This is a genomic window from Variovorax sp. R-27, from assembly GCF_049913215.1.
GTDB lineage: Bacteria > Pseudomonadota > Gammaproteobacteria > Burkholderiales > Burkholderiaceae_C > Variovorax.
The window spans coordinates 271,052-297,138 of record NZ_CP183984.1; the positions used below are offsets into that span (position 1 = coordinate 271,052).

Below are 26,087 nucleotides of genomic sequence, written 5' to 3' on the forward strand. Positions count from 1 at the left end.
CTGTCCGTTCCACTGTTTACCCATCGAAACAAGGAAATCTCCATGTCAGTCGTTTCACTGCGCAAAGCCTCGAAGCTGACGGCTCCGGTTCACTTCCAGGGGGTGGTCGCCGCATTGCTGCCGGATGGACGTATCAGCGTCGATGACGAGCAGGGTGCTGTCTGGGTTTGCCGGCGCGCGGCTAGCTGCCTGCTCAAACCGGCCAGCGGCGATACCGTGCTGGTGTCCGGTCCCGACAGCGCGCGAGCCTACCTGATCGCCGTGATCGAGCAGGCCGATGCGTCGTCAAGCTGCATCGAGGCGGCGGGCGACGTCACCTTCGCGTCTACCGGCAACGGCCGGGTGACCATCGCGAGTACTTCGGAGCTCAGGCTTCGCGCGGACAAGCGCTTCGTACTCAAGGCAGAAGAGGGTGAGTGTGACATCGGTGAACTGCGGCTGGTGACGCGCTCCGTGCAGGCCGCGGCAGGAAGCGTCCGGCTGGTCGGCAAGGTATTCGAGACCGTGGCCGATCGTATCGTGCAGATGGCGCGTCAGACGCTACGCCTGACGGATGAAGTCGACCAGGTGCGTGCGGGCCACATGGACTACAAGGCCAGCGAGACGGTGCGCATTCATGGCCACCACACGATGGTCACCGGCCAGGAGCTGGTGAAGGTGGATGCGGCTCAGATCCACATGGGCTAAGCGAGGAGGTACCAGATGTTTGCCAATTGTCAGCTCATGGGAATGGACATGGCATTCCCCGACGTCTGCAAGACGCCGATGCCCATTCCATACCCGAACATGGCTATGGGGCCGATGGCTGTTCCGAATGCTTGGAACATCCTTTTCATGGCGATGCCGGCACACAACATGGCTACGACCACGCCAATCACCCTGGGGGATCAGCCCGGGGCGCTGGGCGGCGTTGTGTCGCAGACGTTCATGCAGCAATCGCGTCATGTGACAGGCGCGTTCACCGTGCTTCTCAAGGGTACGCCGGCCACGCGGGTCACCAGCATCACGACGCAGAACCGTTGCAACATCGTCGGCATGCGCATCGTGCCGAGCCAGTTCAAGGTGCTGATGCTGGCGCCCTGAGGGCGCGTCGATTCAGACCGTCCCTGCCAGCGTCACCTGCTGCGGAAAGCCCACCCACACGGCCAGCGCCGAGTAGTTGTCGCGCGATTCATCAGCCTTGGATTCGGCTGCGCGGCGAATCAGCGCGAGCCATTCTTCCGCGCTGTCGGCCAGCTGCAATGAGCGTTCCATCACCTGCTGCGAGATCAGCTGCCAGAGCCCGTCGGTGCACAGCAGGAAGGCGTCGCCATCGGCAAGGCGCTGTGGCGCCGTGATGGTGGCTTCGGCCGTGGCGCGCGCACCCAGCGCGCGGTAGAGCAGGTTGGTCTTCACCAGGCGCTCGCCGCCGTTCTGGTGGCTTGCGGCCGCATCGCCCGACCGCTCCGACAGGCTGTGGTCTTCCGTGCGCTGCATCAGCGCGCCGCGGCGGAACCAGTAGAGGCGGCTGTCGCCCACGTGGGCCCAGCAGGCCTGGTTGGTGATGCGGTCGATGAACAGCGACACGAAGGTCGCGCTCATGCGGCTCTGCTCGGTCAGCTCGCGCTGCTTCGCGAGGATGGCGTCGTTGGCCGCCTTCACGCAGCGCTGGATGTTGTCGGCGGCCAGCGAAGGGGCGTCGACAAAGGTGTTGAGGGCGGTGTCGACCGCGATGCGCGAGGCCAGTTCGCCGCCTGCGTTGCCGCCGACGCCATCGCTCACCACGAAGCAGCCGTTGCGCTCGTCGAGGTGGTAGCCGATGGCGTCCTGGTTGCCGCTGCGTTCGCCCACGCATGAGAACTGCGAGGTCGAGATGGGTACGGCGAAAGAGCGGGTGGCTTCAAGCACGGCGCGCCTCCTTCAGCCGTTCCATTTCCTTGTCGTAGGCCTGCTGGAAGGCACGGCCGAAGACGGCCTGGAAGTCGTCCTCGACGGCCGCTGTCGTTTCGGTGTGCAGCTGCTGGAGCTCTCGCCACAGGCGCGCCTCGCGACCGCCGGGCAGCAGCTTCTCGCCCAGGCTGCCGTCGTGCGGGGTTTCGCGGCTCAGCGCGGCGGGGTCGAAGCGCTTGAGCAGCGTGAGCAGCGCGGCGCGCATGCCGGCGACCATGCCGAGCTGGTGCGACTGCAGGTCGCCGAGCGCGTCGTGCACGGCGGCCTCGGGCGGCAAAAAGCCGGGCATGCGCGCGCCGAACATCTGCATCAGCACGGCGCGGCCGTTGGGCAGGATCTTGAACGGGTTGTTCTCCTCGTCCACGATCATCGTGATTTCGGCGCGCACTTCGCGCTTGAGCATGGCGCGCGAGGACAGCAGCTCGATGGTGCCGTCGGTGAAGGCCCGCATGATGCGGCCCAGGCGCTGCATGGCTTCGATGTCGAGCGGTTGCTGGCCAGCGACTTCGGGGACGCCTGCGCCTTCGAGAAAGGCCTTGAAGAGGGCTTCCGACGAGGACGATGGGGCTGCGGTGGGTTGTGTTGCTGCTGCGACGGGTGTAGCCGCAGGTTCAGCAACTACGGGCGGCACTGCGACAGGTGGCGGCTCGGGCGGGCTCTCTTGCACCACGGGCGGTGGTGCAGGAGGCGGCGGCGGAGGTGGTGGCGGCGGAGCGGGCGCAGGCGGTGGCGGTGGCGGTGGCGGTGGCGGTGGCGGTGGTGGCGCCTCCACCTTCACAGGTTCGACGGCGGGCACGGGTGCCGGCGCAGGTGCTGGCACCGGCATCGCCACCGGAGTCGGCGGACGGAACTGAGCCGCCACTTCCCGCGTATGGTTCGAATGGCTGTACCCCTGCACGGCCGGTCTGTTGTTCTGCAACAGGTCGAGCGCGGGGTGCGTGTCGCCCGGCAGCATCGGGTCGGTATGCGTCAGCGCGGTGGGGCGCGGATCGGTCAGCGGCGAGTGCGCGCTCTCGTCGGCTGCGAAGAAAGAAAGCGGGTCGACACCGCGCTTGAGCGCCATGTCCGACATGTCGTTGGCCGCGTCGGGGTTCAGCTCCGCGAGCGGATCGACCGGGTTGCGGCGCGCCTGCGACGGCAACTCGAAGGGCTCGTGCGCCATCGGGTCGGGCATCGGCGCGGGCGTGCTGTCGACGCGGCGCGGTGCGTTGGCGAGGATGGCGTCCCAGTCAGCCGCAGAAGGGATCTGCGACGAGGCGAGGGTCGGGCTCACCTTGGGTTGCGGCGCCGGCGGTGGCGCGGACGGCTGCAAAGGGGCAGCGAAGGACTCGCGCGGCGCCGGAGCGAATGCGGGCGGCTGCGTCGGTGGCGGCACGGGCGTTGCCTGCCGCGGCGGTGGCATCGCCACCGTGGGTTGCGTGTCGCCGATGGGCAATGCGCCTTCGCCGAACAGATCGGAGAACACGTCGGATGCGCCGGAGGACGGCAGCAGTGCGTCGATGGGGCTCGCCGACATCGGCGCGGCCATTGGCGGCTGCATCGATTGCAGCGGCGGCGGGGAAGGAGGTGGCGGTGGCTGAACCGCAGCCGCTACGGGCGCCGCGCGCTGCGCGCTCGCGGCCTCCAGCACATAGCTTCCGATCGCGACGCGGTCGCCATCGGCCACGCGCGCTTCCTGCTCGTGCGCGAGCGTGTGCCCGTTCACGCTGATCGGCAGCACCGCGCTCATGTTGCGCAGTACCGCCACGCCGTCTTCGTCGAAGCGCACGGTGGCCTGCAGGCGCGAGATCTGCCGCTGCTCGTCGGGCAGCACGAGGTGGTTGTCGGGGCTGCGTCCGATCGTTCCGCCGGGCGCGGCGAGCAATGCCGAGGGGCCCACGGTCACCGGCCTGCCGGCATGTTCGATCACTGTCCAACGCATGGCTTCTCCGTGTTCGTCGTCTCGCGCCGCCGCACTGGTGCGGCCGCGATGTTCTTCATCAACGCTTCATTCGCTTGGCGGCCTCGAACGCGGGGCCCCACACCGGATGCTTGCGCTCCGCCACGTTGAGCTCGAAGGTCGGGAACGCATCGAGGATCTTGCGGAACTGGTTGCGGCACTCGGCGATCTGGTTGGCCACGCAGTAGCTGAAGGCCTCGAGCTTCATCGCATCGAGCCGGGTGCCCGGCTCGGCACCTTCGAATACCGACACGCCGCCGCTCTTGAGCGTGCTGACGGCCTTGGCATAGTCGCCTTCGTCATACGCTTGCTGCGCCTTCTCGAGCGTGGTGCGCGCCACTTGCTGGCTCAGTCGTTCGGGTTGCGGCGCGGGCTCTGGCGGCGGTGTGGTCGTGCAACCCGCGACCACGAAAAGAGCGAACGCCAAAGCAGGCAGACATGACTTCAATCTTCTCTCCTACCTTGCAAAAGGAATGCTTGAGATAGTGTGCCGCTGTGTTGCGACATGCACGTTATGCGCCATCGTAAGTGCGCATGACTTCGATAATATAGGCCGCGAACCCTCGGGGAGATTTCAATGCATCGACGAAGCTTGCTACAAGGCGCACTTGCCACCACACCGTTGTTTGCGGGCCTCATCGGCGGATGCGCATCGACAGCCAAGTCCATGCCCACGCCCTATGCCGTCACAGTCAAGATCGACGACGGCGTCAACCCCGACGGACGCGGCCAGGCCGCACCCATCCTCGTGAAGGTCTTCGAACTGAAATCTTCCGGTAACTTCGAAACCGCAGACTACTTTGCACTACAGGATCGCGACCGCGAGACGCTCATGACCGAGCTCGTGAATGCCGACCAGGCCATCATGCGCAGCGGTGAAGAGCGCGTGTTCAAGCGCGAGGCAGGGCTCGACTCGCGCGCCATCGGCATCATTGCGGGCTATCGCAAACTCGAGGCCGCGCGCTGGCGCATCGTGTTGCCGTTGAAGGAACCGAAGCAAACCAACCTGTACAAGGTGTGGCAGTTTTCGCCGAGCGAGCAGGCCGTGCACGTTGCCGTGCGCAAGACGGGCATAGAGCTGCTACCAAGTCGTTAATTTCCGGCTTGGGGTGTCGGCTTGCTAGTACGAAAGTGCGAGAAATTCTTGAGCGAAATGCGGTGCAAAACGTAAGACGCGCCGTGTAGCATCAGGAGCAAAACAAGTGGACCGGGAGGCCGCTCCTCAGCGCATCTCCCGCTTCGATGTGAGCACTCCCCAGGAGGTCTTTTGGTGACAGTTCGCAATTCGGGCGCCGCAAAGAATGGCGCCCATCCGCAGGCATTGGCGAATCGTGTGGTGTGGTCCGAAGGGATGTACCTGCGGCCGCAGCATTTCCAGCAAATGGAACGCTATGTCGAGCAATACGTGACCCGGCGCACCGCAGGCCTGCAAGGCGCCTATTGGGGTTGGCTGAGTCTGGAGATCGACCGCGACGCGTATGCGCTGGGCCGTGTGTCGCTGCTCGGAGGCGCGGGCGTGATGCCCGACGGCACGCCGTTCTCGTTCGGCGCCGAAGACGCGCCGCTGCCTTACGAAGTGCCGACCGATCTCACCGACGAGCTCATCGTGCTCGCGCTGCCGCTGCGCAGGCCCGGCAGCGAAGAGGTCATCTTCGCGGAAGACGAAGGTTCGGCCGCGCGCTTCGGCGTGATCGAGCGCGAAGTGAACGACGGCAATGCGGTGGCACTCGGCCCCGCCGTGCTGCAGCTCGCAGCGCCGCGCTTGCGTCTTGCGCGTGCTTCTTCGCTCACCGCTGAATGGCAAGCCATTGGCGCGGTGCGCGTGATCGAGCGGCGCACCGACCACAAGCTGGTGGTCGATGCCAACTACATTCCGCCGGTGCTCGACGCTTCTGCGCACGCAATGCTGCGCAGCATGATCGCGGAGCTGCACGGCTTGCTCACGCAGCGCTCCGAGGCATTGGCCTCGCGGCTCTCGCAGCCGGGTCGCGGCGGGGTGAGCGAGGTCTCTGACTTCCTCTTGCTCGAGCTGGTCAACCGCTACCTTGCGCTCACGTGGCATTCGCAGCAGGCGGTGCAGGTGCACCCTGAAAACCTGTTCGTCGACTGGCTCAAGCTGGCCTGCCATCTGGCCACGCACACATCGCCCACGCGCCGTCCGGTGCTGTGGCCGATATACGACCACGACAACCTCAACGAGTGCATCCGCCCGCTGCTTGAGGAGCTGCGGCGTTCGCTGTCGGCCGTGCTCGAGCAGAGCGCGATCGCCATCGAACTCGAAGAGCGCAGCCATGGCGTGCGCGTGGGCCGCATGCCCGACCCGGTGCTCGTGCGCAACGCGGGCTTCGTGCTTGCGGTGCATGCCGACCTGCCGGCCGACGCCATTCAGCAGCGCTTCCCCACGCAGGTGAAGATCGGCTCGGTCGAGCGCATCCGCGATCTCGTGCAGCTGCAACTGCCCGGCGTGGTGGTGCGGCCGCTGCCGGTGGCGCCGCGGCAGATTCCGTACAACGCGGGCTACCACTATTTCGAACTCGACAAGAGCGGCGACATGTGGCGCCAGCTCGAAAAATCGGGCGGCGTGGCGATGCACCTGGCCGGTGACTTTCCCGGGCTGGCCATGGAGTTCTGGGCCATCCGTCCGTGAGGGACTCTATGAACGGTGTCAACGACATGGCCGTCGGTCCGGGAGGCTTCGTGCCGCCGAATCCCGGCGGCGGCAACGCAATGGGCGACGCAGGCGGCATGCCGAATGCCTCGCGTGGTGGTAGCGGCCTTGGCGCGCAGCCCGAGTCCTTCACCGCATGGCACGACGCGCGGCGCCCGCATGCGGGCGACACGGCGCTCGCGGGCAACAACCCGCTGGTGGCGGCCGCCAATCCGCTGCTCGACCTGATTCCGCAGATCCGCGCCACCGGCCACCATCCCGCGCCGGCGCAGCTGCGCGAGCACCTTGTCGATGAAGTGCGCCGCTTCGAAACGCGCGCGCAGCAGGCGGGCATTTCGCCCGAAGTGATCATCGGTGCGCGCTACTGCCTGTGCACGGCAGTCGACGAGGCCGCGGCGCTCACGCCGTGGGGCGGCAGCATCTGGTCGTCGCAGAGCCTGCTCGTGATGTTCCACAACGAGACCTGGGGCGGCGAGAAGTTCTTCCAGCTGCTGTCGCGCCTGGTGCAGAACCCGCAGCAGCATCTGCACCTGATAGAGCTCATCTACTTCTGTCTGGCCATGGGTTTCGAGGGGCGCTTTCGCGTCATCGACAACGGCCGCACGCAGCTCGAAACTCTCAAGCAGCGGCTGCTGCAGATCATCCGGCAGACGCGCGGCGAAATCGCCGTGCCGCTGTCGCCGCACTGGCAGGACGCGAGCGCACCCGTGCGTCGCACGCGCAACTGGCTGCCCGTGTGGGCGGTGGGCGCGGTGGCGGCGGTGCTGCTGCTCGTCGTGTTCGCGCTGCTCATCTTCAACCTTGCTGGCCATTCCGACGGAGCCTTCGCGGCCGTCAACGCGGTACGTCTGCCGCAGACCGCGCGCGCCGTGGTCATGCCAGCGCCAACGCCGCGCCTGCAGCGCTTTCTCGAGCCAGAGATCCGCGACGGCCTGCTGACCGTGCGTGACGAGGCCGACCGCAGCGTGGTGGTGCTGCGCGGCGACGGCCTGTTCGCCTCGGGCTCCGACCGCGTGCTCGACCGCTATGCGCCGGTGCTCGCGCGCGTGGCCGATGCGCTCAACGCCGTGGACGGCAACGTGCTGGTCAGCGGCTTCAGTGACGACCAGCCGATCCGCAGCGTGCGCTTTCCCTCCAACTGGCAACTCTCGCAGGCCCGCGCCGACGCGGTGAAGAAAATGATCGCCACGCGCCTTGCGCGCCCCGAACGCCTGCGAGCCGAAGGCCGCGGCGATGCCGACCCGCTCGTGCCCAACGACTCCGCGGCCAACCGCGCGCGCAACCGGCGCGTCGAGGTGACGCTGCTGGTGGCGCCGGTAGCCGGCGTGCCCGCCAACTCTGCGCCACTTGCCGCTCCAGCAGCACCGCAGCTCGGAGGCACCCGCTGATGCTGCGCGCCATCTTCCGTTTTCTCATCAGCCGCGATCTGTGGGTCTTCCTGGGCCTGGTCGCGCTCGCCTTCCTGATCTGGATCATCGGCCCGGCCATCGCGGTGGGCCGCTACCGCCCGCTCGAAGACGAGATCGTGCGCATCGTGGTCATCGCGCTGATGTTCGCGATCTGGATCGCGCGCGTCATCTACCGCAAGTGGCGCGAGCGCCGGCTCAATGCGCAGCTGCTCAACCAGCTGCGTACCCCTTCCAAGAAAGAGAAGGAAGCCAAGCCCGAGGACGCGCCCGAGATCAAGGAGCTGCAAAGCGGCTTCACCGACGCCACGGCCATCCTGAAGAACATGCGCTTCGGCGAAGGAGCCGACGGCAAGTCCGGTGGGCGCTTCTCGCTGTTCGATCGGCAGTACCTGTACCAGCTGCCCTGGTACATCTTCATCGGTGCGCCGGGCTCGGGCAAGACCACAGCGCTGGTGAATTCCGACCTCGACTTTCCGCTGGCCGACCAGCTCGGCAAGGCCGCCGTGCGCGGCATCGGCGGCACGCGCAACTGCGACTGGTGGTTCACCAACGAAGCGGTGCTGATCGACACAGCCGGCCGCTACACCACGCACGAGAGCAACCGCGAGACCGACGAGGGCGAGTGGAAGGGCTTCATCGATCTGCTGAAGAAGTTCCGCCCGCGCCAGCCGATCAATGGCGCGATCCTCACCATCAGCATTGCCGACCTGCCGCTGGCCGACGACGCACAGCGCGCGCGCCATGCGATGGCGCTGCGCAAGCGGCTGCTGGAGCTGCGCAACGACCTGGGTATCGACTTCCCGGTGTACGTGCTGGTCACCAAGACCGACCTGCTGGCCGGCTTCAACGAGTACTTCGGCTCGCTGGGCCGTGCGGAGCGGCAACAGGTGTGGGGCTTCACCTTCCCGATCCAGGGCAACCCGGCGAACAAGGCCGGCAAGGGCGCGGCACCCGTGGGTAGCGGCGACCTGCGCGAGCGCTTCCACCAGGAATACAAGCTGCTGCACCAGCGCCTGGACGAGCGCCTGCCCGAGCTGCTGGCGGCCGAGTCCGACCCGATGCGTCGCGCGCAGGCCTACCTGCTGCCGCAGCAGTTCGCGAGCTTCGAGGACATCCTCGGCACCTTCCTGGCCGACGTGTTCAACCCGTCGAAGTTCGAGGCCGCGTCGATGCTGCGCGGTGTGTACTTCACCAGCGGCACGCAGGAAGGCACGGCCTTCGACCGCGTGATGGGCGCCATCAAGCGCTACCTGCAGGTCAACGCGCCGCCGGCGCCGCCGCCGGGCCCGGGCAAGAGCTACTTCCTGAAAGAACTGCTGCAGCAGGTGATCTTCCGCGACGCTGGCGTGGCCGGCACCAACCTGCGCTGGTACCGGCGCAAGCGGGCCATCGACATCGCGGGCTACAGCGCCATCGGCGTGCTGCTGGTGCTGTTCCTGGGTGCCTGCGTGAACAGCTGGCGCAACAACAAAGACTACGTGGCCGAGGTCGACACCAACGCCAAGGCCTTCAACAAGGCAGCCGCGCGCGGTGAGCTACCCACGGTGGTCGATTCGAGTGGCGACATCGCGAGTTCGCTGCTTATCCTCGACAAGCTGCGCGACCTGCCGAAGTCCAGCCACTTCGACATCGGCGATCCGCCCACGTCCTACCGCTTCGGCCTCTACCAGGGCGAGAAGCTGCAGGCCGCAACTGATGGCGTGTACCAGCGCGCGCTGGAGACAGTGCTGCTGCCGCAGGCCGCGCAGCGCGTCGAGCAGTCGCTGCGCGACGCCGCGAAGATCGACGCCGAATACAGCTACGAGGCGCTCAAGGCGTATCTCATGCTGTATGACGCAGAGCGCTACGACGCCGACTTCCTGCAGGCTTGGCTGCTCGCCGACGTGGACCGCAAGATCGGTGCCTCGCTCACGCGAGAGCAGCGTGCGAACCTCGAGTCGCACCTGAAGGCGCTGTTCGTGGGCCGCGTGCTGACCTCGCCGTTCGCAAAGGACGACCGGCTCATCACGCAGACGCGCGAGCGCCTGGCCGGCGTGCCGCTGGCCCAGCGCTCGTATGCGCGGCTGCGCCGCATCCTGCTGCAGACCAGCCAGCCCAATGCCTTCACCATCGCCGAGGCGGGCGGGGCCGAATCGGCACTGGTCATCCGCCGTGCGAGCGGCAAGCCGCTGACCGACGGCATTCCCACGCTGTTCACCTACCGCGGCTACTGGGACATCTTCGACAAGCGCATTGCCGAGACCACGCTGTCGCTCGAGCAGGAAGACCGCTGGGTGCTGCAGATCCGCGCGCCCGGCATCACCGACATTACCTCGCGCGAGTTGCTGCTGCGCGAAGTGCGCCGGCTCTACCTCACCGACTACATCAAGGTGTGGGACGACTACCTCGTCGACATCCGCCTGGCCGACAGCCGCTCGCTGCTGCAGAGCATCCAGATGACGCGCGTGCTCTCGACCGCGGAGTCGCCGATGTCGCGGCTCATCCGCGGCGCGGCGCGCGAGACCGACCTGCTGCGCAACCACGACGAGGCCGCGCGCAGCCTGCTCGACCAGGCGCAGAACCGCGTGCAGAGCACGCGCGAGCGCATCGAACAGCTCATCGGGCAGCCCGACGGCAGCCAGCGCCGCAATACTCGGGTGGACCGCCCCGAGTCGCTGGTGGACAACCACTTCGAGCCGCTGCGCCGCATGGTGACCGCGCCCAAGCAGGGCGGACAGGCCCCCATCGATGCGACGGCCGCGCTCATCAACGAGCTCTACAACTACCTCACCGCCACCGACACCGCGCTGCGCAGCGGCAACATCCCGCCGACCAGCGATTCGGTCACCAAGGTGCAGGCGGAAGCCGGGCGCCTGCCGGTGCCGTTCCAGGGCATGCTGAACGACCTGTCGGCCACTGCGTCGTCGAAGGCGGCGGCAGTGACTCGGCAGAACATCGGGCAGAGCGCTGCGGCCAGCATCGGCTCGTTCTGCAACCAGGCGATCGCGGGGCGCTATCCGTTCACGCGTGGATCGAACCGCGACGTGGCCTCGGGCGACTTCGCGCAGCTGTTCGCGCCGGGCGGGATGATGGACGACTTCTTCCAGAAGAACCTCGTCACGCAGGTCGACACCTCGGTCAATCCGTGGGCCTTCAAGCGCGGCGTGGACGGCAGCGCGGCCGGCCGCTCGGCGTACCTCGATTCGTTCCAGAAGGCGCAGGCTATCCGCGACGTGTTCTTCTCGGGCATGGCGGGCGGACGCACGCCCTCGTTCACCATCGACATCCGGCCCGAGGACATGGACGCGGCGCTCACGCAGTTCACGCTCGACGTCGACGGGCAGACGGTGCGCTACGCGCACGGTCCGCAGGCGCCCAGCACCATCAAGTGGCCCGGCCCGCGCAACAGCAACCAGGTGCGCCTGCAGGTGACCACCGCCAACGGCACGCCGGCCGGCGGTATCGTGACCGAAGGGCCGTGGGCGCTGCACCGGTTGTTCGACAAGGCCTCGATCTCCGCGGGCAGCTCGCCCGAATCGTTCAACGCAAGCTTCGACCTGCAGGGCAAGAAGGTCGTGCTCGCGGTGACGGCCAACAGCGTCTACAACCCGCTGCGCCTGCCGCAGATGAACGGCTTCTCCTGCCCGGGGAAATCCTGAAATGAACAGCAGCATTCCTCCTCAGGCCTGGGTGCCAGTCGACGAACAGATCGGCTGGTACGGCAAGCTGCCGGCAGCCGGCGACTTTCTCTACCGCCGCATGCCGCGCGAACTGCAGGCGTGGTGGGACCGCTGGATGCAGAACGGCCTGGGCAGCTTCAAGCGCTGGCCCGATGCGATGACGCGGCACTACGCCGTTGCGCCGGTATGGAACTTCGCGATTCCCGCCACGCAGGGCGTGGACGCCGTGCAGTTCGGCTGCATTGCGCCGAGCTGCGACCGCGTGGGCCGCTACTACCCCGTGTGCATCACGCTGCAGGTGGCCGCGCAGAACTACCGCCCATCGGTGCTCGAAGGCTCGGCCGCGTGGTACCGGCAGTGCGGCACCGCGCTGCTGCAGGCCATCCGCCACGGCGTGGCGCCCGACCAGTTCGACAGCCAGGTGCTGGCCGCGGGCCGTGCCGGCTTCCAGACCGCCAGCGGCGGCTCGGACGACATCCTCTCGATCCTCGGGCCTACAGCCGGTGGCGCGAGTGCCCAGCAGCCCCTGGGCTGGCCAGAGCTTCCACTGTGCTTCGACCCTTTCGGCAGCACCAGCTACTGGTGGACCAATCAAGCCGACGGATCGCCGTTGCGGACCGCTGCCCATGGCGGGGGCCTCAACACACCACTGTTTTCCAAGTTGTTTTCGCAGGGGCATGTGCCATGGGCATGAAGAAGAGCCAGACCGGCCATAGGGGCCACAGCAGTCCCGCAGGAGGAGAAGCATGACGACGACGCACGGCATCGGAAGCCCGCCGGCCGAGACGGATGACGAACGGCCGCACCCGCTGGGCGTGAACCACCGGCTGGCCGAATTCGAGCTGCTGGAGGTGATCGGCGAAGGCGGCTTCGGCATCGTCTACCGCGCCTACGACCACTCGCTGCAGCGCGAGGTGGCCATCAAGGAATACATGCCCTCGATGCTCGCGCGCCGCGTGGGCGACAACAGCGTGCATGTGCGCTCCGAGCGGCTCACGGCCACCTTCCAGGCGGGCCTGCGCAGCTTCATCAACGAGGCGCGCACGCTCGCGCAGTTCAGCCACCCGGCGCTGGTGCGCGTGCATCGCTTCTGGGAGGCCAACTCCACCGCCTACATGGCGATCCAGCTCTACAAGGGCCGCACGCTGCGCCGCCTGGCCGAGGACGAGCCGGGCAGGATCACCGAGCCCTGGCTGCTCGGCATGCTGGGGCCGCTGCTGGGTGCGCTGGAGACGCTGCACCGCAGCCAGTGCTTCCACCGCGACATCGCGCCCGACAACATCTTCATCCAGCAGGACGACCTGCCGGTGCTGCTCGACTTCGGCGCGGCGCGCAAGTCGATTGCCGACCTCGTCGACGAAGTGGCGGTGATGGTGAAGTCGGGCTACTCGCCCATCGAGCAGTACGCCGACGACAACACGCTGCTGCAGGGCGCGTGGACCGACATGTATGCGCTGGGGGCAGTGCTGTACCGCGCGGTCACGGGCCATCCGCCGCCTTCGGCCGTGGTGCGCAGCGTGCAGGACGCCTACGTGCCCCTGTCGTCGATGGGCCGCGACGACCTGAGCCCGAGCTTCTGCACCGCGGTCGACCACACGCTGGCCGTGCACAGCAAGGACCGCACGCAGACCGTGGCTGCCTTCGCGACCGAGCTGGGGCTTGTGAAGCTCGGCGACATCTACGTGAGCGGCATGAGCGCCCCGACGGTGATCATTCCCACGGCACCCGTTTCGGCGACGCCGCCACCTCCGCCGCTGGTGCCGCAGCAGTTCTCGCCGATGTCGGCACCGGTGCCGTTGGAGCCGATGCCGGTGGCAGCGCCGGAGCAGCCGAGGGCCGCGCCTACACCAGTGCCGGCGCCCGCACCGCGCGTCGCACCGCAGGACCGCAGCAAGGCGCAAGGGCACAAAGCCGCAGCACCAACCGCGCAGAAGAACAAGCTCAAGCGCCCGCCGTGGGGCATGGTGGGCGCGCTGCTGATCGCGCTAGTGGCCGTGGGCAGCTGGATCGGCCTGCGCCTGACCTCGGGCATGCAGCCGCAGGAGACCAAGACCGCGATGGTGCCGGTGCCGCCTCCGGCCGCGCCGATGTCGAGCAACACCGCGCCGCCGGCGGCAATGCCACCAGCCACCACCACCGATGGCGTGCCGGCCGCGCCTGGAACGCCTGCGGCCGGCGGTAGTGCAGCAGCGCCGCTGCCCGCCGCACCGGCCAGTGCGCCCGCCGCGACGGCCACGGCGCCGCTGACACCGCTGGAGAACGTGCCGGTCGGCCCACCGGCCGCGCCGCCCGAATCCGCGCTGGCCACCGCCGAAGCCGAAGACTGGAACCTCGCGCAGACCGAGAACACGCGCGAAGGCTACGAGGCTTACCTGCGCCGCTACCGCCGCGGCGTGCATGCGCGCGAGGCGCGCAATGCAATCGCCGAAATCAACCGGCTCTCGCCGCCGTCAGTGCCCGTCGCGCCCGGCACGTTGCCGCCTGGGACCACGACGACGACCGTGGCGGGTGCCACACCCGCCGGCACGCCGGGCGCACCTGCTGCCGCTCCCGCCACGCCTGCGGCCTCGCCCGGCATGGGCCGGGTGCTGTTCAACGTCCGCCCCTGGGGCCAGGTGTTCGTCGACGGCGCGGACCGCGGCGTGAGCCCGCCGCTCAAGTCGCTGTCGCTGCGCCCGGGCATCTACAACATCGAAGTGCGCAACGGCGATCTCGAGGTGTTCCGGCAGCGCGTGACGGTGCAGGACAGCAAGTCGGCGCCTGTGGTGAGCCACGAGTTCAAGTAGTACGGTCTGCGCCGCGGCTGGCTCCCGCGTTCATTTGGCGCCGCGCAGTGCCCTGCGGTACTGCACCGCCTCCGCCACGTGCGCCGCTTGCACCGCATCCGCCCCGGCCAGATCGGCGATCGTGCGCGCCACCTTGAGCGCGCGGTGCGTGCTGCGCGCCGACCAGCCGAGCTTGTTCGCCGCGTTGAACATGAACTTGCGCGCCGCGTCGTCGAGCACGGCATGCCGGTCGACGGCAGAGCCCTGCAGCGACTGGTTGGCGTGGCCTTGCCGCCGTATCGCACGCTCGCGCGCATCGACCACGCGGGTGCGGATGCTGTCGGTCGATTCACCGGGCGGCGCTTCGAGCAGCAACTGCGCCGACACCGCTGGCACTTCGATGTGCAAGTCGATGCGGTCCAGCAGCGGGCCGCTGAGCTTGCCCTGGTAGCGTGAGACCTGGTCCGGTGTGCAGCGGCAGGGTCTCGACGAAGAGCCCAGATAACCGCAAGGGCAGGGGTTCATGGCGGCAATCAGCTGAAAGCGCGCCGGGAATTCGGCGCGCCGCGCGGCCCGGGCGATGGTGATGGTGCCGGTCTCCAGTGGCTCGCGCAGCGCCTCCAGTGCCGAGCGGGCGAACTCGGGAAATTCGTCGAGAAAGAGCACTCCGTGGTGCGCCCGCGAGATTTCTCCGGGCCGGGGTGGAGAGCCCCCGCCGACCAGCGCCACCGCGCTCGATGTGTGATGCGGTGAGCACGTCGGGCGGCTCATCCACCGCTCGGTCGCAAAGCGCCCGCCCAGGCTGGCCACGGCCGCGCTTTCCAGTGCCTCGTCGATGTGCATCGCCGGAAGCAGGCCCGCGAAGCGCTGCGCGAGCATCGACTTGCCCGAACCCGGCTCGCCCACCATCAGCAGGCTGTGGCCGCCGGCCGCCGCGATTTCGAGCGCGCGCTTGGCGCCGGCGTGTCCCTTCACTTCAGACAGGTCTGCGTACTGCGGCGGAATCGCGCCGGGCGCGGCCTGGACGCGCGCCCAGCCACTGTCGTCTGGCGATTCGGGCAGCTGCGATGCGGCATCGCTGCCTTCGGCGATGAACTGGCGCACCACATCGAGCAGGTGCTTCGCGCCATACACCTCACCGCCCGGCACCAGTGCGGCCTCCTGTGCACTCTCCAGGGGCAGCACCAGCCGCGTGGCAACGCCGCGCGTGTGCAGCGCCAGTGCCATGGCCAGCGCACCACGAACGGGCCGCAGCTCGCCGGACAGCGACAGCTCCCCGGCGAACTCGTGGCCGGCGAGCCGGGCGTTGTCGATCTGCCCGCTGGCCGCGAGGATGCCCAGCGCAATGGGCAAATCGAAGCGCCCGGAGTCCTTCGGCAGGTCGGCCGGCGCAAGGTTCACCGTGATGCGCTTGTTGTTCGGAAACTCCAGCCCCGCGTTCTGGAGCGCCGAACGCACCCGTTCGCGCGCCTCCTTGACCTCGGTTTCCACCAGCCCGACCAGCGTGAAGCTGGGTAAACCGTTCGCCAGATGCACCTCGACAGTGACACTGGCCGCTTCCAGGCCCAGCAAGGCGCGGCTCTGCACCAAAGACAATCCCATTCTTCTCCCTCTCCCCAAGATGGTGCGCCTATCTTCGACATGTCCGCGGTGGTGCGGCGCACCGGATATCTGCAACCACTCGCAACAGACGTTGTAACGATTTGGCTCTCAACCAATGCGGGGGCGGGGGTGGTTATGACCGGTATTTGTGCAGTTTGGCACGCTCCCTGCTTTGAGCCTCACAGGTCCAACAACACACTTGCGAGGAGTTCCCTGATGACGCACCGTACCGCCGCCCAGGCGCTGATCGTTCTGGCCGCTGCATTGACCGCTTCGGGCGCAGCCCTGGCGCAAACAGCAACGACGGATGCCGCAGCAGCACCGGCAGCCGCTCCCGCCCCGAATCTCACGGGCAACGTGTCCATCACCACGAACTACAAGTTCCGTGGCCAGGACCAGGACATGATCGGCAAGAACGACTACGCCAAGACCAAGGGGTTCAAGCCCGCCATTCAAGGCGGCCTGGACTACGCCTTCGGCGACAGCGGCTTCTACGTGGGCAACTGGAACTCCAGCGTCAACTGGCTCAAGGGCAACAGCATCGAGATGGACGTGTACGGCGGCTACAAGTTCAAGGCCGGCCCGCTGGACATGGACGTCGGTGCGCTCACCTACATCTACCCGGGCAACTCCGCGGGCAACACCACCGAGCTGTACGTTGCCGGCACCTACGCCAACGAAACCCTCGGCTCGTTCACCGCCAAGTACTCGCACACCGTGTCGAAGGACTACTTCGGCTACGCGGGCAACAAGGCCGGCTCGGGCCTGAAGGGCACCAACACCGGCTACCTGAACCTGTCGTACAGCAAGGAAATCGTGCCCAAGGTCACGCTGAAGGCGGCGATCGGCTACACGAACATGTCCAGCGACATCCGCAGCCTGGGCTACAAGAGCTACGTCGACTACAACGTCGGCGCGAGCTACGACTTCGGCAACGGCCTGTCGCTGACCGGCTCGGTGCAGGGCGCCAACAAGAAGAGCTCGTACCTCGCGGTGGCCAACCCGGGCGTCGACCTCGGCTTCGGCACCTTCGGCCAGACGACCTACTCGCCGAACAAGGCGCGCTTCATCCTCACGCTGACGAAGACGCTGTAATCCATACAACAACGAGGTGCGGCCCAAGCTGCCGCGCTATTCCATTTCCATCCGAAGGAGAAAACTCATGAAGCTGGTCACAGCCATCATCAAACCGTTCAAGCTCGATGAGGTGCGCGAAGCACTGTCGGCCATCGGCGTGCAGGGGATTACCGTCACTGAGGTCAAGGGCTTCGGTCGCCAGAAGGGCCACACCGAGCTCTACCGCGGCGCGGAGTACGTGGTCGACTTCCTGCCCAAGGTCAAGATCGAAGCGGCCGTCTCCGACGACCTGGTCGATCGCGTGATCGAGGCTGTCGAAGGCGCGGCACGCACCGGCAAGATCGGCGACGGCAAGATTTTTGTCTACAACCTCGAACAAGTCGTGCGCATCCGCACCGGCGAAACGGGCCGCGAAGCCCTCTGATCGAGTCCAGGCCCGAAAGAACAACGATTATGAAAAAACTGCTTGTCTCTCTTGCGCTCGGCTTGAGCGTGTTGGCTGCCGGTACTGCCGGCTTCGCGCAAACCCCCGCTGCGGCCACGGCCGAAGCACCGGCCGCGTCGGCATCGGCCCCCGCTGCCGCGCCTGCAGCCGCAGCAGCTCCGGCCGCTGCCGCCGACGCAGCTCCCGCGGCGCCCGCAGCCGCACCCGCTCCGAAGATCGACTCCGGCGACACCGCCTGGATGCTGACTTCGACGCTTCTCGTGATCCTGATGACCATTCCCGGCCTCGCGCTGTTCTACGGTGGCCTGGGCCGCTCGAAGAACATGCTGTCGGTGCTGATGCAGGTCTTCGTGATCTTCTCGCTGATCAGCATCCTGTGGGCCATCTACGGCTACAGCCTGGCCTTCTCCGGTGACGGCAACTTCTTCGGAGGATTCGACAAGATCTTCATGAAGGGCATCACGCAGGAGACCTTCGGCGCGCTGACCACGATTCCCGAATACGTGTTCGTCGCCTTCCAGGGCACTTTCGCGGCCATCACCGTGGCGCTGATCGTCGGCGCGTTCGCAGAGCGTGCCAAGTTCTCGGCCGTGCTGCTGTTCTCGGTGCTGTGGTTCACCTTCAGCTACGTGCCGATCGCCCACATCGTGTGGGGCGGCGGCCTGCTGGGCAAGGACGGCGCACTCGACTTCGCTGGCGGCACCGTGGTGCACATCAACGCCGGTGTGGCTGGCCTGGTCGGCGCCTACATGGTCGGCAAGCGCGTCGGCTACGGCAAGGAAGCATTCACGCCTCACTCGCTCACGCTCACCATGGTCGGCGCTTCGCTGCTGTGGGTCGGCTGGTTCGGCTTCAACGCCGGCTCGGCTGGTGCTGCCAACGCCGTCGCCGGCCTGGCCTTCATCAACACGGTGCTCGCCACCGCTGCCGCGGCCCTGTCGTGGATCCTGGGTGAAAGCCTGCACAAGGGCAAGGCCTCGATGCTGGGCGCTGCGTCTGGTGCCGTTGCCGGCCTCGTGGCCGTCACGCCTGCCGCCGGTTTCATCGGCCCGATGGGTTCGATCGTGCTGGGCCTGCTGGCCGGCCTGGTCTGCCTGTGGGGCGTGGGCGGCCTGAAGCGCATGCTCGGTGCCGACGACGCGTTCGACGTGTTCGGCGTGCACGGCGTGGGCGGTATCCTGGGTGCCATCCTGACCGGCGTGTTCGCGGCCAAGGGCCTCGGCGGCACCGGCGGCGCAACGCCCGACACCTTCGCGATGGGCGCACAGGTCTGGATCCAGATCAAGAGCGTGGCGCTCACCGTCGTGTGGTCCGGCGTGGTTGCCTTCATCGCCTACAAGATCGCCGACCTGACCCTCGGCCTGCGTGTGTCGGAAGAAGAAGAGCGCGAAGGCCTCGACATCTCGTCGCACGGCGAAACGGCTTACAACCGCTGATCTGCTCTGGCCGGGTTGCCTTCGGGCAGCCCCGCCGCTGAAACGACCACCACCACCTTTTACAAGAACAATTCTTCGTAACGAGTTTTTCAAGCGAGGTCTCCTTTGGATGTTCAGCCCGCAAGCGCTCCGGCGCCAGCGGGCTTTTTTTTGCCCTTTGCCGCGATGGCCGGGGGCACAATCGCGACACCATGTGGACCTCCCTCGAAGACAGCCTCTGCGAACTCGGCGAGTCGCCGTTCTGGCATCCCCAGGAGCGCTCGCTCTATTGGCTCGACATTCCCGGCCGCGCCGTGCTGCGCACCCGCGGCGACATCGGCTCCGCCAATGCCAGGGTCGAGCGATGGCCGCTGTCCACCGAGCCCGGCTGCATGGCGCCCGCGCGCAGTGGCGGCCTCGTGATTGCGCTGCGCGACGGCATCTACCGCGCGCGCGAGTGGGGCGGCGAACTGGTCGCGATGGCGCGCGTGGAGCACGACGTGCGCACCATGCGCTTCAACGACGGCAAGTGCGACGCGCTGGGCCGCTTCTGGGGCGGTTCGCTCAACGAAGCCAAGGACCGCGCCAATGCCGCGCTCTATTGCTTCGATGCACGCCCCGACACCGGCGTCTCGCCCACGCTGACGCAGATGGCCAACGAGTCCACCACCGCCAACGGCCTCGCCTTCTCGCCCGATGCCCGCACCCTCTACTGGGCCGACACCGCCGCGCACGTGGTGTGCGCGTGGGACTGGGACGCCGAAGGCAATTCGCTCTCGCACGCCCGCGTGTTCCACCAGTTCGACGCCAAGCCAGAAGGCTGGACGCCCGAAGCACCGATGGGCTACCAAGGCCGCCCCGACGGCGCCACCATCGACGCGCAAGGCCACTATTGGGTTGCCATGTTCGAAGGCGCGCAGCTGCTGCGCTTTGCACCTTCGGGCGAAATCGTGGCTTCCGTTCCCGTCCCCGTGCAATGCCCGACCATGCCCTGCTTCGGCGGCGATGACCTGAAGACGTTGTTCGTCACCAGCGGCCGCAAGGGTCGGCCTGCTGCCGAGATCGAGCGATTGCCCGCCTCGGGCACGGTGATCTCCATGCGGGTCGATACGCCTGGGTTGCCGGTCAGCTTCTTCGAGGACTAGGGTGGGTTGTGACGTGGTTTGTTCAGGGCGCGCGATCACGCCGACGGGGGACATTCGCGCAGGGGAGTACCCGGTGTCATTCGCACGCGCCCTGAACAAAAGCACAAGAACCGCATGGCCCTGCAACACATCCCACCCATCCAGTGCCTGCTGACCTTCGAGGCAGTGGCCCGGCTGCGCCACGCGGGCCGCGCAGCCGATGAGTTGTGCGTCACGCCCAGTGCGGTGAGCCACCGCATCCGGCAGCTCGAATCGCACATCGGCTTCAAGCTCTTCGGCCGCAGCGACTTCAGCCTCACGGCCGACGGTGCAGCCTACCTCGCGAACGTGCGCACGGGGCTTGCTGCGCTGCAGGCCACGCCGCTCGGCGCCAACGCAGCCCAACGCGCCACGCGCCTGCGCATCGCCGTCACGCCGACCTTCAGCCGCCAGTTCCTCATGCCGAGGCTGGAGCTGTTCCGCAACATCTATCCAGACATCGAACTGGTGCTGCAGGTGTCGATCCCGCTGCTCGACGTCACGGCCGAGCAGGCTGACCTCGAAGTGCGCTACGGCCCCGGCGGGTACGCCGACTGCGAGCACCGGCTCCTGCTCGAGGAGCAGGTCGTGCCCGCCTGCAGCCCGAGCTACCTCAACGAGTTCGGCCCCTTCACCGGTTTTCGCACTGCGGCGGAGATTGCCAGCGCACGGCTGATCCGCAGCCCGCTCGAACCCTGGGGCACCTGGTTCGCGAGCTGCGGGCTCGACCAGCCCGAGCCCAACATCGGCTCGCAGTTCAACGACCTGGGGCTTGTGTACGACGCCGCGGCCAGCGGCTTTGGCGTGGCGCTGGTACGGCAGAAGATGGGCGCGGCGTGGTTCGAATCGGGCCGGCTGGTGGCGCTGTCCGACCAGGCTGTGCTGTCGCCGCACCGGCACTACATCTGCTGGCAGCCGGGCACGCTCGAGCGCTGGGAATGCGCGGCCTTTGCCGACTGGCTCGAACAGAGCCTGCGCTGAACCCGCGAAGTTCTTTCAAGCGCCCGGCAAAAATCCATCAACCCGGGCCTGCCGCAATGTCCGTAGAGTGCGGGTAGAACCGAGACATCCCGCGAGCAGAAGAAAAGAGGTCGCCGCATGAACGCGCCGCTCACCCCCACGCAAAACGATTCGCTGCAGAAAACAGAGCGCCAGTCCCAGGTAGTGCGAGGGCTGCAGGCTCATCTGCCGGCCCACGCCCTGATCTGGCACGCAGAAGACACCACCCCCTACGAGTGCGACGGCCTCACCGCCTACCGCGCCCGCCCGCTCGTGGTGGCCCTGCCCGAAACCGAGGCGCAGGTGGCCGCCGTGCTCAAGACCTGCCATCAGCTCGGCGTGCCCGTGGTGGCGCGTGGCGCGGGTACCGGGCTCTCGGGCGGCGCCATGCCTCACACCATGGGCGTGACCATGTCGCTCGCCAAGTTCAACCGCATCCTGAAGATCGATCCGGTCAGCCGCACGGCCATCGTGCAGTGCGGCGTGCGCAACCTGGCCATCAGCGAGGCGGCCGCGCCCTTCAACCTCTACTACGCGCCCGATCCGTCGAGCCAGATCGCCTGCACCATCGGCGGCAACGTGGCCGAGAACTCGGGCGGCGTGCACTGCCTGAAGTACGGCCTGACGCTGCACAACGTGCTGCGCGTGCGTGGCTTCACCGCCGAAGGCGAGCCCATCGAATTCGGCGGCGAGGCGCTCGACGCGCCGGGGCTCGACCTGCTCGCGCTCGTCATCGGCAGCGAAGGCATGCTGGCCGTGACCACCGAAGTCACCGTCAAGCTCGTGCCCAAGCCGCAGCTCGCGCGCTGCATCATGGCCAGCTTCGACGACGTGCGCAAAGCCGGCGACGCAGTGGCCGCGGTGATCGCGGCCGGCATCATTCCGGCAGGGCTGGAGATGATGGACAAGCCCATGACCGCCGCCGTCGAAGACTTCGTGCGCGCGGGCTACGACCTCGATGCCGCCGCCATCCTGCTGTGCGAATCCGATGGCACGCCCGAGGAAGTGGAAGAAGAAATCGGCCGCATGACCGGCGTGCTGCGTGGCTGCGGCGCGACCGCCATCGCGGTGAGCAGCAGCGAAGAAGAGCGCATGAAGTTCTGGAGCGGGCGCAAGAACGCGTTCCCCGCCTCGGGCCGCATCAGCCCCGACTACATGTGCCTCGACTCGACCATTCCGCGCAAGCGCCTGGCCGACATCCTGCTGGCCATCCAGGAGATGGAGAAGAAATACAACCTGCGCTGCTGCAACGTGTTCCACGCGGGCGACGGCAACCTGCATCCGCTGGTGCTGTTCGACGCCAACGACCCCGACGAGCTGCACCGCTGCGAGCTGTTCGGCGCCGACATCCTGGAGACCAGCGTCGCGATGGGCGGCACCGTCTCGGGCGAGCATGGCGTGGGCGTGGAAAAGCTCAACAGCATGTGCGTGCAGTTCACCGCCGCGGAGAACGAGCAGATGTTCGGCGTCAAGCGCGCCTTCGATCCCGAGGGCATGCTGAACCCCGGCAAGGTGATTCCCACGCTGCAGCGCTGCGCCGAGTACGGCAAGCAGGTGGTGCGCGGGGGCAAGCTGCAGCATCCGGATCTGCCGAGGTTCTGATGACGATGGACAACGCACTTCACCAGGTCGTCGAACGTATCCGTGCCGCAGTCGATGACGCTACGCCACTGTGCATTCGCGGCGGCGGCACCAAGGATTTCTACGGCGAGCCGCCGCAAGGCGAGCTGCTCGACACGCGTTCGCTCGCCGGCATCACCAGTTATGAGCCCAGCGAGCTGGTCGTCACCGCGCGCGCCGGTACGCCGCTCGCCGAGCTCGAAGCGGCGCTGGCGGAGAAGGGCCAGTGCCTGCCGTTCGAGCCGCCGTGCTTCGGCAGCAACGGCACCGTTGGTGGCATGGTCGCCGCCGGACTCAGCGGCCCGGCACGTGCCAGCGTCGGCGCGGTGCGCGACTACGTGCTCGGCGCCACGATCGTCAACGGCCGCGGCGAGGTGCTGACCTTCGGCGGCCAGGTGATGAAGAACGTCGCGGGCTACGACGTCTCGCGCGTGCTGGCCGGCTCGCTCGGCACGCTGGGCGTGATCGTCGAGGTGAGTCTCAAGGTGCTGCCCGTGGCGCCCGCCGAAGCCACGCTCGAGTTCGCTTGCAACCAGACCGATGCGTTGCGGCTGCTCAATGAGTGGGGCGGCCGGCCGCTGCCGCTCAACGCGAGTTGCTGGCTCGAATACGAAGGGCAAGGCACGCTCTATCTGCGTTTGCGCGGTGCGGTCGCCGCGGTGGAAGCGGCATGCACGCACCTCGGCGGCGAGCGCAAGGACAACGCGCGCGCCGCCGCCGACTGGCAATCGCTGCGCGACCAGCAACCTCCGTGGTTCGCCACGAACGATGGCACGGATGCTCTCTGGCGCCTGTCGGTGCCGCAGACCGCGCCCATGCTCTCGCTCGACGGCGCCGCGCCGCTGATCGAATGGCACGGCGGCCAGCGCTGGTACAAGGCTGCGCCCGAACAGGCCGCGCGCATCCGCGAGATCGCACGCGCGGCGGGTGGCCATGCCACGCTGTTCCGTCTGCCCGACCTAGGCACGCAACAAGGCAGCGTCCAGCGCTTTGATGCACTGAGCGCGCCCATCGAACGCATCCATCGCGCGCTGATGCGCGAGTTCGATCCTCACGGCATCTTCAACCGCGGCCGCCTGCTCGCCCCCACGTAAAACAACAAGAACCGACAGACATGCAAACCGAGCTCGCCCCCGAATTTCGCGGCACCGACGAAGGCCGCGAAGCCGAAGCCATCCTGCGCAAATGCGTGCACTGCGGCTTCTGCACCGCCACCTGCCCGACCTACCAGCTGCTCGGTGACGAGCTGGACGGCCCGCGCGGGCGCATCTACCTCATCAAGCAGGTGCTCGAGGGCAAGGAGCCCACGCGCAGCACGCAGCTGCACCTCGACCGCTGCCTCACCTGCCGCAACTGCGAAAGCACCTGCCCGAGCGGCGTGCAGTACGGCAACCTCGTCGACATCGGCCGCAAGATCGTCGACCAGAAGGTGCCGCGCCCCGCGATGGAGTCGGCACAGCGCTGGCTGCTGAAGGAGGGCCTGTCGTCGCCGCTCTTCGGCCCCGCGATGAAGCTCGGCCAGTCGGTGCGCGGCCTGTTGCCCGAGGCGCTGAAAGCCAAGGTGCCCGCGAAGCAGGAAGCCGGCGCATGGCCCACCGCCACGCACGCACGCAAGGTGCTGATGCTCGCGGGCTGCGTGCAGCCATCGATGATGCCCAACATCAACAGCGCCACCGCGCGCGTGCTCGACGCGGCCGGCATCCAGGCGGTGATTGCGCCGGCGGCCGGCTGCTGCGGCGCGGTGAAGTTCCACCTGAACGACCAGGACGGCGGCAAGGCGCAGATGCGCGCCAACATCGACGCGTGGTGGCCCTTGGTGGAGCGCCGTCCTGACGAAGGTGGAGTCGAAGCCATCGTCATGAACGCATCGGGCTGCGGCGTCACCGTGCGCGAGTACGGCCACATCCTCCAGCACGACGCTGCCTATGCGCTGAAGGCCGCGCGCATCAGCGAGCTCACGCGCGACCTGAGCGAGCTGCTGCCCGATCTCGTGCCCGCGCTCAAGGCCCGCGTGAAGGCGCCTGCGGGCGTGGTGGCCTATCACCCGCCGTGCACGCTGCAGCACGGCCAGAAGCTGCGCGGCGGCGTCGAGACGCACCTGCGCGCGCTCGGCTTCGACATTCGCGTGGCAATGAACGAATCGCACCTGTGCTGCGGCTCGGCCGGCACCTACTCGGTGCTGCAGCCCGAGCTGGCCTATCCGCTGCGCGACCGCAAGCTGGGCCACCTGAAGCAGTTGCAGCCCACCACCATCGCGTCGGCCAACATCGGCTGCATCACGCACCTGCAAAGCGGCAGCGGCGACACGCCGGTGCGGCACTGGGTCGAACTGCTGGACGCGGCGCTGTCTGACAAGGCCTGATCGCACAAGCAGGAGGGCGTTGGTCCGACTCCCGCGAAGCCGGTTCGCGGCGCATCATGGCTGCACCGAATCTGCAAGGAGCCAGTGCCATGTCCCATGTTGTCGCATCCCTTATTCCTTCCACGCTGCGGCGCGTGCTGCTGGCCTGCACCTGCGCGGCCGGTGCGATGGCCGCACAGGCGCAAGGCGCCATGCCGCCCTGGCAGGGCGCGGGTCCGGCGCGCTATGTGTGCGGTGGTATCGGCTCCGACGAATCGACGGCCATGCGCGCCGCCATGAAGGACCATCCGCTGGCATTGCTGTTCGCGCGCGCCGATGGCGCCTACCTGGCCAATGTCGACGTGACGATCAAGGGCGGCGATGCCAATAACGCCGCAGCCCTGGCGTTCCGCGCCAGCGGCCCGGTTTGCCTGGTCGACCTGCCGAACGGGCGCTACGTGATCGATGCGGCCATGCCCGGCGAAGGCGCCAAGACCCAGAGCGTGACGGTGGGCGGGGGCTCGAAGACGGCCGACTTCAGGTTCTGAGCGGCCAGGGCAGGGAGCTTCAGCCCGCCGCCAGCGCGGCCTCTACGTCGCGCGTGAGCGAGGCTGGCGTGTCCAGCGGCGCATAGCGCTTGAGCACGCTGCCGTCGCGCCCGATCAGGAACTTGGTGAAGTTCCACTTGATGGCCGTGCTGCCCAGCAGGCCCGGCTTTTCCTTGGTGAGCCACTGGTAGAGCGGCGCGGCGTTGCTGCCGTTCACGTCGATCTTCTCCATCATCGGGAAACTCACGCCATAGTTCCTGGTGCAGAAGGCGCCGATTTCCTCGTTGCTGCCCGGGTCTTGCGCGCCGAACTGGTTCGACGGAAAGCCCAGCACCGTGAGCCCCTGGTCGGCGTACTTCTCATGCAGCGCCTCCAGCCCCGCGAACTGCGGCGTGAAGCCGCATTTGCTGGCGGTGTTGACGATCAGCAGCACCTTGCCCTTGAAGGCGGAGAGCTTCACCGGCTTGCCGTCGATCTGGTTGGCCTCGAAGTCGTAGACGCTGGTCAT

General features: G+C 67.5%; 22 protein-coding genes. 17 read left to right on the forward strand and 5 right to left on the reverse strand.

Annotation, left to right across the window (positions count from 1 at the left end; all coding sequences use genetic code 11):
- The first annotated feature begins 42 nt into the window (after positions 1-42).
- Positions 43-687, forward strand: a complete 645-nt coding sequence (locus ACN9MV_RS01275; protein ID WP_426391068.1) for a DUF3540 domain-containing protein — start codon at positions 43-45, stop codon at positions 685-687.
- 15 nt (positions 688-702) lie between these two features.
- Complete coding sequence (locus ACN9MV_RS01280; RefSeq protein WP_426391069.1) at positions 703-1,083, forward strand: DUF4150 domain-containing protein; 381 nt, start codon at positions 703-705, stop codon at positions 1,081-1,083.
- A gap of 12 nt (positions 1,084-1,095) precedes the next feature.
- Here the strand turns inward: ACN9MV_RS01280 and ACN9MV_RS01285 are convergent, their stop codons facing one another.
- The 3 genes from ACN9MV_RS01285 to ACN9MV_RS01295 are packed head-to-tail and all read right to left on the reverse strand — an operon-like array spanning position 1,096 to position 4,295.
- Complete coding sequence (locus ACN9MV_RS01285) at positions 1,096-1,887, reverse strand: PP2C family protein-serine/threonine phosphatase (RefSeq protein WP_258351863.1); 792 nt, start codon at positions 1,885-1,887, stop codon at positions 1,096-1,098.
- A complete protein-coding gene (tagH, locus tag ACN9MV_RS01290; RefSeq protein WP_426391070.1) occupies positions 1,880-3,850 on the reverse strand; it encodes a type VI secretion system-associated FHA domain protein TagH in 1,971 nt (656 codons plus the stop codon). The genes ACN9MV_RS01285 and tagH overlap by 8 nt, the downstream gene beginning before the upstream one ends.
- Positions 3,851-3,908: 58 nt before the next feature.
- Entirely contained in the window at positions 3,909-4,295 is a 387-nt protein-coding gene (locus ACN9MV_RS01295) for a TssQ family T6SS-associated lipoprotein (protein ID WP_256217027.1), read from the reverse strand.
- Between the two features lie 240 nt (positions 4,296-4,535).
- Between ACN9MV_RS01295 and tssJ the strand changes: the two genes are divergently transcribed.
- The 6 genes from tssJ (at position 4,536) to ACN9MV_RS01325 (ending at position 14,390) form a co-directional block, all read left to right on the forward strand.
- Positions 4,536-4,964, forward strand: a complete 429-nt coding sequence (gene tssJ / locus ACN9MV_RS01300) for a type VI secretion system lipoprotein TssJ (RefSeq protein WP_426391071.1) — start codon at positions 4,536-4,538, stop codon at positions 4,962-4,964.
- Positions 4,965-5,219: 255 nt separating this feature from the next.
- Positions 5,220-6,515, forward strand: coding sequence for a type VI secretion system baseplate subunit TssK (gene tssK / locus ACN9MV_RS01305; protein ID WP_256217028.1), 1,296 nt, complete (start codon positions 5,220-5,222; stop codon positions 6,513-6,515).
- Between the two features lie 8 nt (positions 6,516-6,523).
- Complete coding sequence (locus ACN9MV_RS01310) at positions 6,524-7,924, forward strand: DotU family type VI secretion system protein (RefSeq protein WP_426391072.1); 1,401 nt, start codon at positions 6,524-6,526, stop codon at positions 7,922-7,924.
- Positions 7,924-11,583: a type VI secretion system membrane subunit TssM gene (gene tssM, locus ACN9MV_RS01315; protein WP_093058946.1), complete on the forward strand. Its 3,660-nt coding sequence runs from the start codon at positions 7,924-7,926 to the stop codon at positions 11,581-11,583. The genes ACN9MV_RS01310 and tssM overlap by 1 nt, the downstream gene beginning before the upstream one ends.
- A 1-nt stretch (position 11,584) precedes the next feature.
- Entirely contained in the window at positions 11,585-12,298 is a 714-nt protein-coding gene (gene tagF / locus ACN9MV_RS01320; RefSeq protein WP_093058945.1) for a type VI secretion system-associated protein TagF, read from the forward strand.
- 52 nt (positions 12,299-12,350) lie between these two features.
- Positions 12,351-14,390, forward strand: a complete 2,040-nt coding sequence (locus tag ACN9MV_RS01325; protein WP_426391073.1) for a serine/threonine protein kinase — start codon at positions 12,351-12,353, stop codon at positions 14,388-14,390.
- 30 nt (positions 14,391-14,420) lie between these two features.
- Here the strand turns inward: ACN9MV_RS01325 and ACN9MV_RS01330 are convergent, their stop codons facing one another.
- Positions 14,421-15,971: a YifB family Mg chelatase-like AAA ATPase gene (locus ACN9MV_RS01330; protein ID WP_426391074.1), complete on the reverse strand. Its 1,551-nt coding sequence runs from the start codon at positions 15,969-15,971 to the stop codon at positions 14,421-14,423.
- A 216-nt stretch (positions 15,972-16,187) separates the two neighbouring features.
- Between ACN9MV_RS01330 and ACN9MV_RS01335 the strand changes: the two genes are divergently transcribed.
- The 9 genes from ACN9MV_RS01335 to ACN9MV_RS01375 all read left to right on the forward strand — a co-directional run bounded on the left by ACN9MV_RS01335 (position 16,188) and on the right by ACN9MV_RS01375 (position 25,579).
- Positions 16,188-17,066: a TorF family putative porin gene (locus ACN9MV_RS01335; protein WP_307616093.1), complete on the forward strand. Its 879-nt coding sequence runs from the start codon at positions 16,188-16,190 to the stop codon at positions 17,064-17,066.
- A 67-nt stretch (positions 17,067-17,133) separates the two neighbouring features.
- Positions 17,134-17,472 (forward strand): P-II family nitrogen regulator, encoded by a 339-nt coding sequence (gene glnK / locus ACN9MV_RS01340; protein WP_007833403.1) that lies wholly within the window; start codon positions 17,134-17,136, stop codon positions 17,470-17,472.
- Positions 17,473-17,501: 29 nt separating this feature from the next.
- Positions 17,502-18,929: an ammonium transporter gene (locus tag ACN9MV_RS01345; RefSeq protein WP_093053241.1), complete on the forward strand. Its 1,428-nt coding sequence runs from the start codon at positions 17,502-17,504 to the stop codon at positions 18,927-18,929.
- A 191-nt stretch (positions 18,930-19,120) separates the two neighbouring features.
- Positions 19,121-20,053 carry an SMP-30/gluconolactonase/LRE family protein gene (locus ACN9MV_RS01350; protein WP_093076677.1) on the forward strand — a complete coding sequence of 311 codons (933 nt, stop codon included), beginning with the start codon at positions 19,121-19,123 and terminating at the stop codon, positions 20,051-20,053.
- Between the two features lie 114 nt (positions 20,054-20,167).
- Positions 20,168-21,052: a LysR substrate-binding domain-containing protein gene (locus ACN9MV_RS01355; RefSeq protein ID WP_093053249.1), complete on the forward strand. Its 885-nt coding sequence runs from the start codon at positions 20,168-20,170 to the stop codon at positions 21,050-21,052.
- Between the two features lie 117 nt (positions 21,053-21,169).
- On the forward strand, positions 21,170-22,672 hold the full coding sequence (locus tag ACN9MV_RS01360) for an FAD-linked oxidase C-terminal domain-containing protein (protein ID WP_426391075.1): 1,503 nt from the start codon (positions 21,170-21,172) through the stop codon (positions 22,670-22,672).
- A 5-nt stretch (positions 22,673-22,677) separates the two neighbouring features.
- Positions 22,678-23,784 carry a glycolate oxidase subunit GlcE gene (gene glcE, locus ACN9MV_RS01365; RefSeq protein ID WP_426391076.1) on the forward strand — a complete coding sequence of 369 codons (1,107 nt, stop codon included), beginning with the start codon at positions 22,678-22,680 and terminating at the stop codon, positions 23,782-23,784.
- Between the two features lie 20 nt (positions 23,785-23,804).
- On the forward strand, positions 23,805-25,052 hold the full coding sequence (gene glcF / locus ACN9MV_RS01370; protein WP_426391077.1) for a glycolate oxidase subunit GlcF: 1,248 nt from the start codon (positions 23,805-23,807) through the stop codon (positions 25,050-25,052).
- 89 nt (positions 25,053-25,141) lie between these two features.
- Positions 25,142-25,579, forward strand: a complete 438-nt coding sequence (locus tag ACN9MV_RS01375) for a hypothetical protein (protein WP_093053261.1) — start codon at positions 25,142-25,144, stop codon at positions 25,577-25,579.
- Between the two features lie 19 nt (positions 25,580-25,598).
- On the opposite strand, the gene ACN9MV_RS01380 is transcribed toward ACN9MV_RS01375, so the two are convergent.
- Positions 25,599-26,087 carry a glutathione peroxidase gene (locus tag ACN9MV_RS01380; RefSeq protein ID WP_093175618.1) on the reverse strand — a complete coding sequence of 163 codons (489 nt, stop codon included), beginning with the start codon at positions 26,085-26,087 and terminating at the stop codon, positions 25,599-25,601.

Bases quoted from the DNA above. Each gene is read 5' to 3' on its own strand.
- ACN9MV_RS01275 (WP_426391068.1), top strand. From the start codon at position 43: ATGTCAGTCGTTTCACTGCGCAAAGCCTCGAAGCTGACGGCTCCGGTT.
- ACN9MV_RS01280 (WP_426391069.1), top strand. From the start codon at position 703: ATGTTTGCCAATTGTCAGCTCATGGGAATGGACATGGCATTCCCCGAC.
- tagH (WP_426391070.1), bottom strand. From the start codon at position 3,850: ATGCGTTGGACAGTGATCGAACATGCCGGCAGGCCGGTGACCGTGGGC.
- tssJ (WP_426391071.1), top strand. From the start codon at position 4,536: ATGCCCACGCCCTATGCCGTCACAGTCAAGATCGACGACGGCGTCAAC.
- tssK (WP_256217028.1), top strand. From the start codon at position 5,220: ATGTACCTGCGGCCGCAGCATTTCCAGCAAATGGAACGCTATGTCGAG.
- ACN9MV_RS01310 (WP_426391072.1), top strand. From the start codon at position 6,524: ATGAACGGTGTCAACGACATGGCCGTCGGTCCGGGAGGCTTCGTGCCG.
- tssM (WP_093058946.1), top strand. From the start codon at position 7,924: ATGCTGCGCGCCATCTTCCGTTTTCTCATCAGCCGCGATCTGTGGGTC.
- tagF (WP_093058945.1), top strand. From the start codon at position 11,585: ATGAACAGCAGCATTCCTCCTCAGGCCTGGGTGCCAGTCGACGAACAG.
- ACN9MV_RS01325 (WP_426391073.1), top strand. From the start codon at position 12,351: ATGACGACGACGCACGGCATCGGAAGCCCGCCGGCCGAGACGGATGAC.
- ACN9MV_RS01330 (WP_426391074.1), bottom strand. From the start codon at position 15,971: ATGGGATTGTCTTTGGTGCAGAGCCGCGCCTTGCTGGGCCTGGAAGCG.
- ACN9MV_RS01335 (WP_307616093.1), top strand. From the start codon at position 16,188: ATGACGCACCGTACCGCCGCCCAGGCGCTGATCGTTCTGGCCGCTGCA.
- glnK (WP_007833403.1), top strand. From the start codon at position 17,134: ATGAAGCTGGTCACAGCCATCATCAAACCGTTCAAGCTCGATGAGGTG.
- ACN9MV_RS01345 (WP_093053241.1), top strand. From the start codon at position 17,502: ATGAAAAAACTGCTTGTCTCTCTTGCGCTCGGCTTGAGCGTGTTGGCT.
- ACN9MV_RS01350 (WP_093076677.1), top strand. From the start codon at position 19,121: ATGTGGACCTCCCTCGAAGACAGCCTCTGCGAACTCGGCGAGTCGCCG.
- ACN9MV_RS01355 (WP_093053249.1), top strand. From the start codon at position 20,168: ATGGCCCTGCAACACATCCCACCCATCCAGTGCCTGCTGACCTTCGAG.
- ACN9MV_RS01360 (WP_426391075.1), top strand. From the start codon at position 21,170: ATGAACGCGCCGCTCACCCCCACGCAAAACGATTCGCTGCAGAAAACA.
- glcE (WP_426391076.1), top strand. From the start codon at position 22,678: ATGGACAACGCACTTCACCAGGTCGTCGAACGTATCCGTGCCGCAGTC.
- glcF (WP_426391077.1), top strand. From the start codon at position 23,805: ATGCAAACCGAGCTCGCCCCCGAATTTCGCGGCACCGACGAAGGCCGC.
- ACN9MV_RS01375 (WP_093053261.1), top strand. From the start codon at position 25,142: ATGTCCCATGTTGTCGCATCCCTTATTCCTTCCACGCTGCGGCGCGTG.
- ACN9MV_RS01380 (WP_093175618.1), bottom strand. From the start codon at position 26,087: ATGACCAGCGTCTACGACTTCGAGGCCAACCAGATCGACGGCAAGCCG.